12 protein-coding genes are annotated in these 16,512 nt (G+C 71.3%); 5 read left to right on the top strand and 7 right to left on the bottom strand.

Annotation, left to right across the window (positions count from 1 at the left end; all coding sequences use genetic code 11):
• The first annotated feature begins 71 nt into the window (after nt 1–71).
• Nucleotides 72–1,472: a hypothetical protein gene (locus ACFVWD_RS23780; RefSeq protein WP_389598767.1), complete on the top strand. Its 1,401-nt coding sequence runs from the start codon at nt 72–74 to the stop codon at nt 1,470–1,472.
• Here ACFVWD_RS23780 and ACFVWD_RS23775 read toward each other — a convergent pair.
• Together ACFVWD_RS23775 and ACFVWD_RS23770 are read right to left on the bottom strand one after the other, a co-directional pair.
• Complete coding sequence (locus tag ACFVWD_RS23775) at nt 1,417–3,135, bottom strand: DUF2264 domain-containing protein (RefSeq protein WP_389598765.1); 1,719 nt, start codon at nt 3,133–3,135, stop codon at nt 1,417–1,419. The genes ACFVWD_RS23780 and ACFVWD_RS23775 overlap by 56 nt on opposite strands.
• 78 nt (nt 3,136–3,213) lie before the next feature.
• A complete protein-coding gene (locus ACFVWD_RS23770) occupies nt 3,214–4,260 on the bottom strand; it encodes a rhamnogalacturonan acetylesterase (protein WP_389598763.1) in 1,047 nt (348 codons plus the stop codon).
• 189 nt (nt 4,261–4,449) lie between these two features.
• On the opposite strand from ACFVWD_RS23770, the gene ACFVWD_RS23765 reads away from it, so the two are divergent.
• The gene (locus ACFVWD_RS23765; RefSeq protein ID WP_389598761.1) at nt 4,450–6,120 is read left to right on the top strand and encodes a rhamnogalacturonan lyase B N-terminal domain-containing protein; all 1,671 of its coding nucleotides are present in this window, start codon (nt 4,450–4,452) and stop codon (nt 6,118–6,120) included.
• Between the two features lie 2 nt (nt 6,121–6,122).
• Here the strand turns inward: ACFVWD_RS23765 and ACFVWD_RS23760 are convergent, their stop codons facing one another.
• Nucleotides 6,123–7,532, bottom strand: coding sequence for an RICIN domain-containing protein (locus ACFVWD_RS23760; protein WP_389598760.1), 1,410 nt, complete (start codon nt 7,530–7,532; stop codon nt 6,123–6,125).
• A 159-nt stretch (nt 7,533–7,691) separates the two neighbouring features.
• Between ACFVWD_RS23760 and ACFVWD_RS23755 the strand changes: the two genes are divergently transcribed.
• On the top strand, nt 7,692–9,815 hold the full coding sequence (locus ACFVWD_RS23755; RefSeq protein ID WP_389598758.1) for an autotransporter: 2,124 nt from the start codon (nt 7,692–7,694) through the stop codon (nt 9,813–9,815).
• A 1-nt stretch (nt 9,816) separates the two neighbouring features.
• Here the strand turns inward: ACFVWD_RS23755 and ACFVWD_RS23750 are convergent, their stop codons facing one another.
• Nucleotides 9,817–10,422, bottom strand: a complete 606-nt coding sequence (locus tag ACFVWD_RS23750; RefSeq protein ID WP_389598756.1) for a hypothetical protein — start codon at nt 10,420–10,422, stop codon at nt 9,817–9,819.
• Nucleotides 10,423–10,500: 78 nt separating this feature from the next.
• On the opposite strand from ACFVWD_RS23750, the gene mmuM reads away from it, so the two are divergent.
• The gene (mmuM, locus tag ACFVWD_RS23745) at nt 10,501–11,445 is read left to right on the top strand and encodes a homocysteine S-methyltransferase (RefSeq protein ID WP_389598754.1); all 945 of its coding nucleotides are present in this window, start codon (nt 10,501–10,503) and stop codon (nt 11,443–11,445) included.
• A 133-nt stretch (nt 11,446–11,578) separates the two neighbouring features.
• Here the strand turns inward: mmuM and ACFVWD_RS23740 are convergent, their stop codons facing one another.
• The 3 genes from ACFVWD_RS23740 to ACFVWD_RS23730 all read right to left on the bottom strand — a co-directional run bounded on the left by ACFVWD_RS23740 (nt 11,579) and on the right by ACFVWD_RS23730 (nt 14,661).
• The gene (locus tag ACFVWD_RS23740; protein ID WP_389598752.1) at nt 11,579–13,216 is read right to left on the bottom strand and encodes a carboxylesterase/lipase family protein; all 1,638 of its coding nucleotides are present in this window, start codon (nt 13,214–13,216) and stop codon (nt 11,579–11,581) included.
• Nucleotides 13,217–13,277: 61 nt separating this feature from the next.
• A complete protein-coding gene (locus ACFVWD_RS23735) occupies nt 13,278–13,430 on the bottom strand; it encodes a hypothetical protein (RefSeq protein ID WP_389598750.1) in 153 nt (50 codons plus the stop codon).
• A 205-nt stretch (nt 13,431–13,635) separates the two neighbouring features.
• The gene (locus tag ACFVWD_RS23730) at nt 13,636–14,661 is read right to left on the bottom strand and encodes a YHYH protein (RefSeq protein WP_389598749.1); all 1,026 of its coding nucleotides are present in this window, start codon (nt 14,659–14,661) and stop codon (nt 13,636–13,638) included.
• A gap of 447 nt (nt 14,662–15,108) precedes the next feature.
• Here ACFVWD_RS23730 and ACFVWD_RS23725 point away from each other — a divergent pair, with 447 nt between their 5' ends.
• Nucleotides 15,109–16,428 (top strand): acyltransferase, encoded by a 1,320-nt coding sequence (locus tag ACFVWD_RS23725; RefSeq protein WP_389598747.1) that lies wholly within the window; start codon nt 15,109–15,111, stop codon nt 16,426–16,428.
• Nucleotides 16,429–16,512 lie beyond the last annotated feature (84 nt).

Here is a 16,512-nt window from a genome sequence, read left to right as displayed (position 1 = left end):
CCGAACCGTATCCGCCGACCGCGCGCCGGGAAACGCGGCAACCTTTCGCCGCGCGGCGGCGACCACCCGGTATGACCAACGCAAGACCCACCACATCGCACCGCCGCCGCCACGTGGCCCGTAAGCCGCTGGCGGCCGGACTCGGGGCCGTCGGCGTCCTGGCCGGTGCCTGGTACGCGACCGCCACGCCGACGACGACCACGACGGCCGCCGCCCCGCAGCTCGCGGCCGTCACGAACACCACGGTGAACCTGGCCGCCAAGTTCCCGTACCTGTCCGCGGGGTACAACAACACCCGCGAGTGGACGCGCACCACGACCGCCGTCGCCCCGAACGGCACCCTCCGCGTGGCCTGGCCCGCGTCCGACGGCGTCCACGTCACCCCGCTGACGGCCGCCGGGAAGCGCTCCGGCGCCGACACGGTCGTCAAGGGCGCCAAGGAGGTCGGCGGCCTGGTCGCGCACAACGACGGCTTCGCGCTGCTGACCCGCGTCTTTGACACCAACAAGTGGAAGGAGACGGCGGCGGCCCTCATCCGCTACAAGAACGGCACCCAGGCCTTCCGTACGAAGCTCACGGGGACCGCCTCGCACGACACGGCACCGCTGCTGGACGGCCAGCTCACCTGGAACGGCACCAAGTACGGCACGTACTTCGTCGTGCACGGCGCGGGCGGCTTCGCGGACGGCCACTTCGGCGACAAGCTGAGCTATGTCAGCGCCAAGGGCGCGAAGCTGACGGGCGGCTGGAGCTGGGGGTGCAGCCACAACGAGGGCATCGCGCTGCACGCCGAGACGACCGGCGCGTTCACCTCCCTGTGCTTCGACGACTGGCGCTCGGGCCTCTTCGTCTCTACGGGCATCGGCGCTCCCGACAACGCGCCCGCCGTGCAGCGCGAACAGTGCTGGGCGGGCTACTGCGGCGGCACGTTCGCGGGCCGCACCGGCGACCTGGTGAAGTCCTCGACGGGCCGGTACGCCACCGCCTTCGCCTCCCGGGGCGCCGCCTCCGCGGCCAAGAACCCGGCCGACGCGAGCGGGCGCGGCTGGACGGTGAAGCCGAAGACGTCGACCCACCAGGTGACCGTCGCCTTCCTCAAGAACCGCAACACGCCTGCGGGCAAGCCGGTCCACCTCACCAGCGCCGCCGGCACCGAGAACGTCAACGTCCACATCGCCCCGTACGGCAAGGACCGGCTCCTCGTCTCCTGGGAGTCCCTGAAGAACGCCAAGTGTTCGGCCGGCACCTGCACGGGCACCTTCACCGGCACCCATCTGCGCCTGATCGACTGGAACGGCGCCTTCAAGACGGCGGACAAGGTCGTCCAGGCCCGGATCTCCGGTGACATAGCGACGCTGAAGGACGGCACCTTGACGTGGGCGTACGCCCCCGTCACCCCGTCCTACGCGAGCGCCCTCACCGGGGCTTCACCGACCACGACGACGCTGAAGATCGCCCGTCTGAAGCCCTGAACCGGAAGCACGTCGAGGGGCCCGAGGGCCAGCTCACGCGGACGTCGTACTCCCCCTGCTCCTCCCCCGCCCCCTCCACGGCCACGGACACCGATTCCGTGAGGGGCAGGGGGTCCGGCTCGCCGGTGAGCCGGGCGAGGGCGACGAAGAGGGTGGCGCCGGGTCCCGTGACACCGGCGGAGTCCAGCAGGTTGTGCACGGGGAGGAGTTCGGCGTGCGCGCCGTCGTCCTCGGGCCATCCCGTGACGCGTACCGGCGTTCCCGGGGCCGCTCCCGCCACCAGGTGGGCCCGCACCTCCACCGCTCCTCGCGCGACGAGCAGGTTCACCACCCGCGCTCCCCCACCCGCCGTGTGCCGGGACGCCACCCAGCCGTCCCCCGCGCCCAGTGGTTCGATGTCCGTCCGGCTCGCATCGTCGCCGACGATCACGCTGTTGTCGTACGACGCCGAGGGCGCGGTCGCGGTCGAGTACGCGAGCCGCGTGTAGTAGGGGTCGTAGCGGACGTCCTCGCTGCCGTGGTTGTGGAGTCGGACCAGGCCGTCCGAAGTCGTGCTCTGGAGCAGCCAGTTGGGCGGTCCGACCGAGGTGACGGCGTCGGCGCGGTCGGTCGGGCCCGGCTCCTCCAGCGCCGTCCACACCTCGTGGTCCGGTGGGAGGAGCAGGCCGACGAAGGCCTTGCTCGCCCAGTACGGGGAAGCCGGGCCCGAATAGCCCTGGAGGACCGTCTCGTCGGGGCCGTGCCAGCCGAGGGTGAGCAGACCGCGGTCGTCGACCGCGCCCCGGTCGAGGAAGTGGCGCAGCGCGCCGGACGCCAGGCGTCGGGTCTCGCCCGGCGACAGCGGCGTACGCCCGGTGAGGGCGCCGAGCCAGAGCGGGGCGGTCGTCGCGAAGCGGTAGGTGAGGGAGCGGCCCTGGCGCATCGGGGCGCCGTCGCCGCCGAACAGCCGGGCGTAGTCGGCGAGATGGCGGGAGAGCCGGCCGCCGTACAGGTCGAGGAGGCGGGTGTCGTCCGCGATCCACGCGTGCAGCACCGGGTACAGGTGCATCGCCCACCCGTTGTAGTAGTCGAAGGCGCGGCCGGGGCCGTCGGTGTACCAGCCGTCGCCGACGTACCACTCCTCGATCCGCTCCAGGCCCCGGTCGATCGCGGCCCGCGACGCCTCGGGCTCGTGGCCGATCTCCGCCAGGAAGCCGCCGACCGTCACCGGGAACAACTCCCAGTTGCAGGCCCAGGGTTCGGCCGTGAGCGCGTCGCCGAGCCAGGCCGCGGCCCGCTGCCGCACACCGTCGTCCAGGCGGTCCCACAGCAGCGGCCGGGTGAGCCGCAGCGCGAGGGCGATCGACGCGGCCTCGACGAGGGGCTGGCTGCGGTCCGCCACGCGCGGCCAGACACCGGCCGTACCGGCGGCGAGTCCGTCGGCGTACCGCTCCAGGGCCTTCTCGTCGCGGCGGAAGGCGGCCAGGAGCAGGGTGCGGGCGTAGCCCTCCAGACCGTCGGAGAGCCGGCCCGACCAGCTCGTGTGCTCGCCGGGGAGGTGGTAGAGGGCGCCGTTCTCGGTCGCGTACGGGGCGACCGCGGCGAGCAGGGAGTCGGCCGCCGCCTCCCAGTGGGCGCGGGTGTAGCCGGTGTACGGGCTGAGGGTGCGGTCCTCGTCGGGCATCAGTGGCGCTCCGTGGTTCGGCGGCTCGGTCGGGTGGTACCTGGGGCGCCCCGGTTCCGGACGGGACGCCCCAGGAGTTCATCCCACCCTCACCTGACGCTCCGGCACCAGATGCTGGGCGAGGAGTTCGTCGCGGACGAGGCCCGCGTAGACCGTGGCGCCGTGCACGGAGGTGTGCGTGTTGTCCCGCTTCTCGTTGTAGAGGTAGATGGCCTTGGAGCCCTCGACGCCCAGCGACTCGACGAGGGCCTTGGTCCTGGCCGTCAGGTCGATGAGGGGCACGTGCTCGGCGGCGGCGACCGAGCGGATGACGGCCGGGTGGTTCACACCGAGGCCGTTGACCAGCAGCGCGGTGTCGTTGTTCAGGGTGCCGTCCGCGTTGAACCAGCGGCGGACGATGGGGGTGACCAGGACCGGGTCGCCGCCCCGCGCGCGGACCCCGGCGACGAGGGTCTCCAGGTTCGCGCGGTACGTAGGCTCGTCCGTCGTCTTGTCGTTGTGGGCGAGCTGGATGAGGACCAGGTCGTGGCGCCGGATGAGCGGCTGGACGGTCGGGAAGAGCGCGGGGTTCTCGAGGTAGGTGACCGTACTCTCCCCGGAGTCCGCGTAGTTGGCGACCGAGACGCCCTTGCGGAGGTACTGGGGCAGCTGCTGGCCCCAGCCGGAGTAGGGGTCGCCGGGCTGGTCGCAGACCGTGGAGTCGCCGACCAGGAAGATCTGACGGGTGTGAGGGACGGCCGGGGTCACCTTGATGTCGGCGAGCGCGGGCGCGGAGCCACCGAGCACCAGGTCCAGGCCGGGGGTGCCGTCGGGGCCGGTCGGCTCGCCCTCGGGGGTGCGGACGTTCACCGTGAAGCTGCGCGTCACGGGCTTCCCGGCCGCCGTGGCGGTCTCGGGCAGCAGCGCGCGGCGCGTCTCACCGCTGACGCTCGTGCTCGCCGCGGCCTCCCCGCCGAGCCGTACGCGCACGTCGTACGTGCCGGGCGCGACGTCGAAGTGGCAGGCGGTCGCGGTGCAGTTCTCCAGGCCAAGGGCGCGGGGCCCTGCGTGCGCCTGAGCGGGCGTGACCGACAGCGCGGTGGCTGCGGTCAGGGCCGCCAGCAGGGCAGTACTGAAACGTCTCATTGCGGCTCCTCCAACAGGACGACAAGACCTGGCGGCAGGACCGTACCGCTCTCCGCAAGCGCTTTCTAGTACTCGACGCGTTTTCACATGATTGCCAACTCCCAAGCAGTGAAAGCCCTTTCGCGAAATCGATTCAACTGTCAGTCTTCCGGACACCCGCACACCCCCACCTCCGAAGGAGGCACCCCCATGTCCGGATCCACCGACAGATCCCTCGGACGCCGCACCTTCGTCCTCGGCACGACCGCGGCGGCCGTGAGCGCGACGGCCCTCACCCGGACGGCCGCCGCCGCGAGCTTCGGCTACACGGACGACGGCTCGAACTACGTCGTCGACACCGGCGCGAACCTCGTCTTCAAGGTCAGCAAGACCAACGGCGACCTGACCTCGCTCGTCTACCGCGGCACCGAGTACCAGGGCTACGGCGGCAAGAACTCGCATGTCGAGTCCGGCCTCGGCACCTCCACCGTGACCATCGCGCAGTCCGGTTCGACGATCCTCGTCTCCGTCGCGTACGGCACGCTCAAGCACTACTACGCGGCCCGCAGCGGCGAGAACAACGTCTATCTGTGGACCAACAAGGCCGACACCTCGGTCAGCGCGACCCGTTACATCGTGCGCGTCAAGGCGGGCCTGTTCCTCAACGACGAGCCGGACTCCTACACGTACGCGCCCACCACCATCGAGTCCGCGGACGTCTTCGCGAAGTCCGACGGCCAGACCCGCTCGAAGCACTACTCGAAGCTCCGCGTCATCGACTACAACCACATCGGCTGGACCACCGGAAGCGTCGGCCTGTGGATCGTGCGCAGCAACCACGAAAAGGCCTCCGGCGGTCCGTTCTACCGCTCCCTGCTGCGGCACCAGAGCGCGGACGGCGGCGGGCTGTACGAGATCCTGTACTACGGCGAGAACCAGACCGAGTCGGAGCGCTTCGGCCTCCAGGGTCCGTACGTCATCGCCTTCACGGACGGCGGCGCGCCCTCCTCCTCGCTGTACGCGGGGAATCTCACCACCTCCTGGGCAGACTCGCTCGGCATCTCCGGGTACACGGCCGCGAGCGGCCGGGGCCGGGTCGCGGGCGTGGGCATCTCGGGGCGCGACACGGCGTACGCGTACACGGTCGGGCTCGCCAACTCGGCCGCACAGTACTGGGGTTCGGCGCGGGCCTCGGACGGCTACTTCTCGATCACAGGCGTGCTGCCGGGGTCGTACACCCTCACGGTCTTCAAGGGCGAACTCGCCGTGTACACCACGTCGGTGACGGTCACGGCGGGCGGGACCACGACGCTGAACAGCATCGCGATCCCCTCCTCCAACGACCCGTCCAACGCGAGCGCGATCTGGCGGATCGGCACCTGGGACGGCACGCCGGGCGGGCTCAAGAACGCGGACCTGATGACGTACGCGCATCCGTCGGACGTACGGGCCGCGTCCTGGACCGGCAACGTCGTCGTCGGCAGCGGCAGCGAGACCTCGGCGTTCCCCTGCTATCTGTGGAAGGACGTGAACAGCGGCATCATCGTGTACTTCAAGCTGACCGCCGCCCAGGCCGCCGCCGCGCACACCCTGCGCATCGGCGTGACCACGGCCTACGCGAACGGCCGCCCGCAGATCGTGGTCAACGACACCTGGACCTCGGCCGTCCCCTCGCCGCCCACCCAGCCGAGCACCCGGTCGCTGACCGTGGGCTCGTACCGGGGCAACAACTACACGTTCAGCTACAGCGTTCCCGCGTCCGCCTGGCTGACGGACACGAGTGCGTACAACACGCTGAAGATCTACGTGGCGAGCGGTTCGGGGTCGACGTCCTTCCTCAGCGCCGGCACTTCCGTCGACGCCGTTGACCTACTGACCTGACGTCATGTTCCACGCGTCCACTGCTGGTTGGTACCTCCGTTGCAGGTGTACGTGATGATCGCGGCGGAGTTGGCGGTGGACGCGCCGGACACGTCCAGGCACTCGCCGCTCGCCCGGGCCTTGACGAGCACATAGCTGCCGGACGTGGTCAGGCTCCACTGCTGGGCGGTGGCGCCGGTGCAGTTCTCCTGGGTGACAGTGGCGGAGTTCTCCTGGAGGCACAGGGAGCTGCCCCGGCCCATGAGTTCGTAGTAGCCGGTGCCCAGGTCCTTGAACCACCATTTCTGGTTGTTGCCGCTGTTGCAGGTGTACTGGCTGATCGCGACGCCCTGCCACAGCGACTGGCTGGGGACGTCCGCGCACTTGGCGCTGGACCGGCCGACGAGGGTGTTGTATGTGGCGCTCGTCCCGTTGATCGTGCCGGCGGTGGTGTCGACCGAGACCTCCGGGTACCAGGACATGGACATCGAGGTGGAGGTCGGGAAGGTCAACGGCAGCCAGACGTAGCGCGAGTCGTTGACGGTGCCGCCGAAGGAGTTGCCCCAGCGGTCGCCCATGTAGAGGTACGAGGTACCCGAAGTCCCCTGCACCGGAAGGACGTACGCGGTCTGCGAGTTGTACGTCGTCGAGTCGCCGACGTTGGCCATCGCGGTCCAGGGGCCGGCGATGCTGGTCGCGGTGGCGTACTGCTGCTGGTTGGCGTTCCAGCCGGTGGCTGCCGAGGTCAGCATGAAGTAGACGCCGCCCCGCTTGAACAGCGCCGGTGCCTCGCGGTGGCCGCCCACCCACGGGTTGGCGACCAGGCTGTCGATGCCCGTGTAGTCGGCGGTGAGCTTGTAGATCTGGAGGTCGTAGTTCTCGCGGGCCGCCGACACCATGTAGCCGGTGCCGTCAGTGTCGACGAAGGTCGTGATGTCACGGGACATGTACTGGCCGAGCGGCTGGAAGCTGCCCTGGTAGGTGTAGTTCCCGTCGACCGTGTCCGAGACGGCGACGGCGGCGCGCGCCTCGCTGTAGTCGACGCCGTTCTCCTTGTGCATCCACATCACGAACTTGCCGGTGGACGCGTTGTAGATGACCTTCGGCCGCTCGATGTAGGCGGTGCCCAGCTCGGAGGCGCTGGACTGGGTCAGGACGTGGCCCCGCAACTCCCAGTTCTTCAGGTCGGTGGAGCGGTAGGCGTCCACGTACTTGAAGGTGTTGTCGGCGTTGCGGTCCTCGCCGAACCAGTAGTAGTAGCTGCCGACCTTGATCACCCCGCCGCCGTGCGCGTGCACGGCGTTGCCCGAAGTGTCGCTGAACTGCGTGCCGTTGGTGATGGTCTGGGCCGCCGCCTGGGCCGGTCCGGCGGTCGCCAGTGCTGCGGCGACCGCACAGCACAGGGCGACAAGGATTGCGTACACACGTCTCATCTGACGCCTCTCGGAGGGGGTTCGAGATTTCGTACGGCATCTGTCATTACGAACGCCGAAAAGGTAAGGGTGTGTTACGGGAAGGTCAACGGGTCGCGCGTGACAAAGATGGACGCGAGATTTCTGTTATCGCCGCGGCCCGCGTACGTCTCCGATGACGTGCGCAGCCATACCCACAAGACAGCAGCCGCCGTTGGCGCCCTCGCGACCGTCGCCTTCCTGGCCACCGCGTCTCCCTCTTTTGGCTCCGTTCGCGCGGCGGCCTCGGCCGCCGGCGGCCGTGACGCCACCGCCGACGTCCTCGCGGACCGGGATGTCACGCTCACCGGCGACACGGTGGTCACCGTGCCGTCCGGCACGACGACGTACGACGGGGTGTTCCGCGGCCAGGGCACCCTCACCGTGCGCGGCGGCGGCACCCTGATCCTCACCAAGGACAGTGACTTCACGCTCCCGGCGGCCCGGCAGCGGCAGAAGGTGACCACCCAGGGCGGCAACCACCCGTACACCACCGTGAGCAACCCCGACCCGCCCGCGATCACCGTCGAGCGGGACACCACCCTCCAGTACGGCACCGGCGGCGGCACCGGTCTGATCGGCCACTTCCCCTACAACACGCCCGGCTACCAGCTGAACCAGCTCAACGTGCGCGTCGACGGCACTCTGCGCCTCTCCCTCACCCGCACCTTCAACATCGGCACCATCAGCGGCTCGGGCCTGGTCACCCAGCCGCGCAACATGTGGGGCACCCTCGACCTGGCGGGCACCCACCCCTTCTCCGGAGTGATCGACAACGGCACCGGCATGGCGGTGGGCCGCCCCGAGTACCCGGTGGCGCTCCCGAACGCCCGCGCCATCCTCAACCAGGGCTCCTGGATCATCGACACCCCGCTGTACCAGACGATCACCCTGCGCCAGAACTTCTACCAGCGCGCGTACGGCAGCGACGTCAACGTCCACTCGCGGCCCGGCAGCAAGGTCGTGCTCACCGGCCAGTACGGCTACAGCGACCAGGGCGGCGACACCGACCCGTCGTTGAGCGACCCGGGCATCAACTGGCGCCCTGTTTTTCATCAGTTGAACAAGCGCGGCACCAACATCGAGGGTGCGGACGTCCAGTGGGGCGACGGGACCACCCACAAGATCTTCATGCCGGGGACGAAGGACACCGTCTATATCAACCTGCACATGGCGAGCGGCGTCCGGTCCCGGCTGACCTTCGCCTACGACGGTCCCGTCACCCTGGGTGCGCCCATCGGCGGCGGCCGGTACCACGACACCCTCGCCGCGCCCGGCGCCGGGGACGTCGTGATCAAGGGGACGCCCGGCAACGACGTGACCTTCGCGGCACAGCAGTACTACGACGGGTCGACGACCATCCAGAAGGGCGCCGTGCTGCGGCTGGGCTCGGGCGCGCGGGGCGGTGACGGCTCGCTGATGACCGGCACCGAGCGCAGACGGATCGTCGACGACGGCACGCTGATCGTCCGCAACGCCGCAACTCCCGTGTCGCTGTCCCGTGTTGGCGGCGTCGGCGGGCTCACCCAGTCGGGCGCCGCGACGACGACCCTGACGGGCGGCGAGGTGTCGTACACGGGCCCGACGACCATCACCAAGGGCACGCTCGCCCTCGCCTCCGGCGCCACGCTCGCGCACAGCAAGGCGATCCGGCTCACCTCGGCGGGCGCGCGGCTGGACGTGCGTACGACGGGACTTCGGGTGTCCACGTCCCTCAGCGGCAAGGGCACGGTACGGGGCGCGGTCGTCAACGACGGCGAGGTCGCGGGCGCCCTCACGGTGACCGGCGACTACACGCAGGGCGCGAAGGGCACGCTGGTCCTGCGCGACAAGCCCCTGAAGGTGACGGGCGCGGTCCGGCTGGCCGGGGACCTCGATCCGTCGGCCGCCGGGACCGGCCCCGCCCGCGAGATCAGGGTGCTCGATCACACCGGCCGGGCGAGGACGACCGGCGCCTTCTCCGGCCTGCGCGAGGGCGCCACGCTCGCGCTCGCCGACACGACGTACCGGATCAGCTATCGCGGGGGCGACGGCAACGACGTCACTCTGAAAGCCGTGTCGAACCATCGGACCGTGGCGGCCCCGTCCCCTTCCACGTCCGGGCTTGCGTCCGTGAAGAACTCCAGCGCCGTCGGCGACAGCGAGAACGCGAACTCGTGGTGGCCGCTGCTGCTCGCACCGCTTCTGGCCGCGCTCGCCGCGCCGATCGTCCGGCGGGGGCGGTCACGGCGGCGCGGCGGACGGCGGCACGCGGCCTCCCGGTGAGTCATGGGTGGACGACGGTCACCCCGCGTTGCGCGAGTTCCGTCATGACGGGGTCGGGATCTCCGTGGTACTCGCTGTACCACATGCGGTAGGGCATGGTGACGTGCTTCAGGGACGGCATGTCGAGCAGGGGGCGGCAGTCCTCCAGGTCGCGGCAGTGGCCCAGGTTGATCTCCGTGAGTTCGGACAGTCCCGTCAACGCGCCGAGGTCCCGCAGCTCGGACAGGCCCCGGATGTCGAGTTCGCGGAGGCTCTTGTGGCCGGCCAGGCGGGACAGGTCCTTCCAGTCCAGGCCGGACAGGCGGAGCGTCTCGATTCCCGCGGCGGGTACGTCCTGCGCCAGGGGGCAGCTGATCAGACTCAGACTCCGCAGGTCGGGGCAGTCCGCCAGGGCACGCAGCGAGTCCAGGACGCGGTTGCGGGAGAAGACCGCCTCGCCGGAACGATCACCGACCGTGACACGCCACACGCCGCCGGTGACGCCGTTCTTGAGGTTGTGGACGAGGGGTTCGAAAACGGCCCGGTCCGCCGGGGCCCCGAGGATCTCCCGCACTTCGGCGCGGAGGATCTCACCACCTTCGGCGTCGAGTTGATCGACTTCACGCATTCCCCCAGGCCAGGGCCTGTTCCACTCATCAGATGGACATAACGGGTCGCGGCCGTCCCCATCGACTAGCGTCGTGACATGACCAGCGACACCCCCCGCAGCGCTTCCTCCCCCTCCCTCGCCGACGCCCTCGCCTCCGGAACGGTCGTCCTGGACGGCGGCATGTCCAACCAGCTGGAGTCGGCCGGGCACGACCTCAGCGACGAGCTGTGGTCGGCGCGGCTGCTCGCCGAGCGGCCCGAGGCGATCACCGAGGCGCACCTCGCGTACTTCGAGGCGGGCGCGGACGTGGCGATCACCTCCAGCTACCAGGCCACCTTCGAGGGCTTCGCGAAGCGCGGCATCCCGCACGGGCGGGCGGCCGAACTCCTCGGCCTCAGCGTGGAGCTGGCGCGGGAGGCGGCCCGTCGCACGCACGCGAAGGGTGCGACCCGGCCGCTGTGGGTGGCCGCTTCGGTCGGCCCGTACGGGGCGATGCTCGCGGACGGTTCGGAGTACCGGGGCCGGTACGGGCTGAGCGTCGCCGAGCTGGAGCGGTTCCACCGCCCGCGCCTGGAGGTGCTGGCCGCCGCCGCGCCCGACGTACTGGCCCTGGAGACCGTGCCCGACGCCGACGAGGCCGAGGCGCTGCTGCGGGCGGTACGCGGGCTGGCCGTACCGGCGTGGCTGTCGTACACCGTCGCCGGGGACCGTACGCGGGCCGGGCAGCCCCTGGAGGAGGCCTTCGCCCTGGCCGCCGAAGCGGACGAGATCATCGCGGTCGGCGTGAACTGCTGCGCCCCCGAGGATGTGGACGGCGCGGTGGAGACGGCGGCGCGGGTGACCGGGAAGCCGGTGGTGGTGTACCCGAACAGCGGCGAGGTCTGGGACGCCGAGACGCGGGCCTGGAACGGGCTCTCGACCTTCACGGCCGAGCAGGTGACCGGCTGGCGGCGGGGCGGGGCGCGGCTGATCGGGGGGTGCTGCCGGGTGGGACCGCGAGCGATCACGGGGATCACCCGGGCGCTGACGCCGGTGCGGTGAGCGGGTGCCGGCACCCGTGCGGTGAGCGGGTGCTGACGCCTGGGCGGTGATCAGCTGCTCGCCGCCGCGTATCAGGCGCTCACCGACTGGCACACGCGGCGGCCCGCCGAGCCGGTCCCGGCCGCCGCGCGCCTCAGGGCCGCGATCGCCCGCCCCCGGCTCTCGGCGGAAGAGGTGGCCACGAGCTCGGCCTGACGGCCATGACCCGGCGAGGTCGGCGCGGGCGGGGCGAGGGGGTGGACTCCGGGGAGCTGAGCGGGGCGCCGGGCCGCCCCGACTCGGCTTCCCACAGCGCCAGTTCACGGTCGCGCGGTCCGAGTACGGTGTGCGGTGCGCCCGCGCCGAAGATCCGGACCGGATGCGAGGCGTCCCAGGCCTGCCAGCCCGGGTCGCCCTCGACCGCGAACCGCACCCACGCCGCGTGCATCGCGTCGGCCAGTTCCTGCGGGGCGCCCGGGCCCGCGAGCTGCGCCGCCTGGGGCACCTTCACGGTGTCGAAGACGAAGCCGAGCTCCAGGGCGTGGCAGGCGCCGAGGCCCGGCACGTTGGAGGGCCAGGCGAACTCGTAGACGTACGCGGGTGTCCGCGGCGGACGGGCGTCGGCGAGCCGGTGCAGCGGCACCCGCAGCAGATGGTCGGTGACCATCTGCCCGACGAGGTCCGCGGTGCCCGCCCCCGGATGGATCGCGCGATAGCCGCGGGGCACCTCGTGGCCGCAGCGGCAGCGGGCCATGGCGCCGGCCAGGGCGACGGGACCGAGCCGGTCGACACGCTCCAGCAGACCTCCCGGGGCCATCCACAGCCGGTACTCCTCGCTGGTCCAGCCCAGCAGCAGTTCGACGTCGGGCGCGCCGCCCGCGCCGCCTGCGACGAGTGCCTCCATCGGGTCGCGCGGGACGAGGTCGCCGTCGACGACGATCCCGAAGGCGGGGCCGCCGAGGACCGGGCTGCTGAGCCTGGCCACGTCGGCCTGGGTGCGCAACAGCAGGGCGCGGTCCACGGCGGCGAACGCCCGTGCCGTCGCCGGGACCTTCAGCCGGGTGGCCATCCTGCGCACCATGCGCCGTACCTTGTCGCGCTCACTCGCCTCTGGCGGTCCGCTCTGCAGGACGGCCCGCCGGAACAGCCCCTGGGCGCGCGGGCTCGCCAGCAGCGCCCCGATGCTGATGGCCCCGGCCGACTCACCGAACACGGTCACCCGGTCCGGATCGCCGCCGAACCGAGCGATCGACTCCCGCACCCACTCCAGCGCGGCGAGCTGGTCGCGCAGCCCGGCGTTGGGCGGCGCGTCCGGGAAGAGGCCGTAACCCTCCACACCCAGCCGGTAGTTGATCGAGACGAGGACGACACCGTCCCGGGCGAAGGCGTGGCCGTCGTAGACGGGCACGGCCGACGAGCCGCGGGTCAGGGCGCCGCCGTGGATCCACACCATGACGGGCAGCCGGGCGCCTGGGCCGGGTTCCGGTGTCCAGACGTTCAGGTTGAGGCAGTCGTCGCCGAGGACCACGGGGTCGGCGAGGAGTCGTGCGAACGCCTCGGAGTAGGGCGGCTTGGGCGGCGTCGGCCCGAACTCCCCCGCGTCGCGCACACCGTCCCAGGGCCCGGGCGGGACGGGTGGCCGGAAGCGGCGGGCGCCGAACGGCGGGGCCGCGTAGGGGATGCCGCGGAAGACGGCGATCCCGTCCTCGTACCGGCCGCGCACCGCTCCGTACGGAGTGGTGACCACCGGGTCGTGCGTCCGTGAAACCGAGTCCACCGCGTCCACCGCCATTCGCCCACCAGCTCCTCACCCCGGCGCGTCGTGTCCTTCCACAGCAGAGCATCACACCGCATCAGCCCATTCCCGGGTGGGTGTCGGGGCGTACGACGGCGGGCGGCCCGAACTGGGCCGGCCGGACCACCGGATCGGTCACCGAGGCCGGCCTCGCGGCCGGATCCGCCCGCACCTGGGCGACGGCCCGGTCCTTCGTTGTGGTGACCGGCACGGTTGTCAACGCGCTGCCCGAGGTCCCCTCGTGGTGGGTCAGCAGTCCCCGCAGCTCGGCCGCCTCGGCGGCTAGGGCCTGTCCGGCGGATCATGCCGCAGACGCCGGGCTTGGCACGCCCATCTGCCGCGTTGTCGTCGGTCGCCGACGCTCCGCGTCGATGAGGCACCGCCCGTTTCCTGCGACCTGCTCCGCCGGACAGGCTCTAGTGCCCGCCGTGCCCGGACCCGGGCACCGTCACCGGCTTCCCCCGGAAGCATCCGATGGAGTACGGATACTCTCCGTTGAGGTGGTAGTGGTACATGACGACCTTCTTGCCGTCCCACATGATCGCGTGCGTGTGACCGTGGCAGACGTCCAGATCCCTGTTCCTGACGATCTTTCCGTCCTCGCCCCGCGGCCCGAAAATCCCGAATCCGTCGATGGCGTATCCCACGAGCGGTGAGTGCCTGGAATAGGAACGGGCGTTCGCGGACTCCCTCGTAGGCTTGCTGCCGAAGCAGGTCTGCGAGGGGCCGTGGTAGTGGTACTGCGTGTCGTACGGATGGCCCCAGCAGCGGTCCAGCGGCAGGGCCGCGTTGGGGTCGACCGGTCGGTCCTCCGCGTCGGTGGCCACCTCCAGGTGGAAGGTGCCGCCCGCCAGAGCCATCCCGGTCGTCAGCTGTTCGATGCATGTGGGCCGTGCCTGGACAGACGGATCGCGCGGAACGGTCACGTCGAGGTTCCACGGCTTGATGGGGATCGCGGCGGCGTTGGGGTACCCGTGCGCGGGAATCTCCGCGTAGTACTTGTAGGCGGGGGTGCCCTTCCGGACGGGGAAGCGCCCGGTGGGATGGTCCGGGAGCCCGTTGCCCTTGAAGCGCCTCCCGGTCGCGGTCGTCGTCACTTTCAGGTACTTCTGCCAGCTCGTGGTCCCCGACACGAACGGGCGCTTGAGTACGTCGATCACACCGTGCGCGTCGATCCACGGGCGGTCGGGCCGAGTGAGGATCCCCCCTTTGCAGGCGAAGAGGGTGTCGCGCGCGGGTGAGGCGATCGACGTGCCGGTAGGAGGTGTGTGCAGGCGGGTGATGAGGGTGCCGTCTCCCCCGCCTCGTACGTCCTCGGCCACCCGCGCGGGATGAGGCGCGACCACCGACACGGCCCCGGAGTCGGCCGGGGCCATCGCCGGACCCAGCAGCACACAGGCGGCACCGGCCGCCACGGCAACGGATCCGAGTACGCCGTACATGAACGCTCCCCATCTCGACAAGGAACAGACCGGCGGCGAGCCGGCGAGCCCGGCCCGGTTCCCGCCGCCCGCATCACCTCACCACGCCCGGCCACCGATGCCCCGCCGACACGTACGCGCGTTCGGGTGAGCCCGCGTCCCGAGCGGGTCGCGCCGCCGCCCGCAAGTCTCACAAAGCGACTTCGGACGCTGAGCCGACGGCGGGGACGGCGGGGTGCCGCGTCAGTCGGACGGGGCGGGGAGGGGCTGTCCCTGGGCCGCGGAAGGACGGCGAGCAGGGCGAGGACAACGCGGGCAGGGGCCGACCATGGCCCGGACCACTGACCGGCCCTTGACCGCATCCCTGCCGGACTCCTGCCTGCGGGGGATGTCGTACCGGGCACGAATTGGTTGCGGCCCGGACTTCCCACGGCGGCCGGCGGCGGCACTGCGGCAGCATGACAGCCCATGAGCAGAGACCGCTATGTCGACTTCCTGCGTGCGTGGGCGATCGGCCTGGTGGTGCTCGGCCACTGGCTGATCACCGCCCTGGTCCGGGAACCGGACGGAGAGATCCGCGCGCCGGAACTGCTGGCGACCGTGCCCTGGACCCAGTGGCTGACGCTGGGGTTTCAGATCATGCCGCTGTTCTTCCTCGCCGGGGGCCATGCGGCGGGCGGCAGTTGGACACGGGCCCGGGCGGCGGGCGGTACGGCCGCCGGATGGGTCGGAGCGCGGGCGCTGCGGCTGCTGCTTCCGGCCGCCGTGTACAGCTGTCTTGTGCTGACCGCCGTAGGGATCTGCTCGACGGTCGGCGTGGACCCGAACACCCTTGAGCTGGTGGGCTGGGCGATGGCGATGCAGTTCTGGTTCCTTCCGGTGTATCTGCTGCTCAGCGCACTGACCCCGCCGCTGCACGCGGCGCACCGGCGCTGGGGGCTCCTCGTCCCGGTGGCGATGGGCGCGGTCGCCCTCCTGGCCGACACCCTGGTGGTGTCGGTGCACACGCCGTACGTCGGACTGCTCGACTACGTGATCGTCTGGGGCGTGGCCTACCAACTGGGTTTCTGCTGGCGGGACGGCCTGCTGACGGAGCGTCGGCCGCTCCCGGCCGCGCTGGCGGCGGGCGGCGCAGCGGCCTTCGCCGCGCTGATCACCCTCGGGCCGTTCCCGGTCAGTCTGATCCTGGTGACCGGGCAGACCCCCAGCAACACCGATCCGCCGTCGGCGGCGATGCTGGCGTGGGCTGTGGCCCAGGTCGGTCTGTGCCTGCTGGCCGCGCCCGCGGTACGACGACTGCTGGACCGCGAGCGGGTGTGGCGGGCGGTGCGCCCCGTGGGCGGTGCCAGCATGACGCTGTATTTGTGGCACATGCTGCCGGTGCTGATCGTCGCCGCCGCGTTCTATCTGACCGGCCTCGCGCCCGAACCCACCCTCGGGTCCGCGGCCTGGTGGGGACTCCGATTGCCGTGGCTGCTCGTGCTCGGCGCCGTCCTGACCGGTGTCGTGCGGGCGCTGCGTCCACTGGAGCGCGGGCTGGCCCTCCTCCACGAACGGACTCGCCCGGATCCCGGCTCGCCCCGTCTGTGGCTGCCCTGGCTCGGCCTTGCGGCGAGCGTCACCGCCCTGGCCCGCTTCGCCACCCGGGGCTTCGCACCCGACGGCCGGTTCCCCGTCCTGCCCACGCTGGGGCTGCTGTTGGGCACGGCACTGCTGATGGCGGGTCGGCGGACGACTGCGACGCGCAACCGCGGGAAGCCAAGGCCCGCCCCGAGGGAGTTCGTCTGACACTCCGCCGGACAGGCTCTGGGCGGAACGACGTCCGGAGCCCGGTGCGCCCCGGCATCCATGGGACGCGAGGGGACGCGAGTT

Source organism: Streptomyces sp. NPDC058086 (genome assembly GCF_042885015.1).
Taxonomy (GTDB): domain Bacteria; phylum Actinomycetota; class Actinomycetes; order Streptomycetales; family Streptomycetaceae; genus Streptomyces.
Note: the sequence above shows the minus strand (reverse complement) of the source record. Positions and strands in the feature narration are given on the sequence as shown.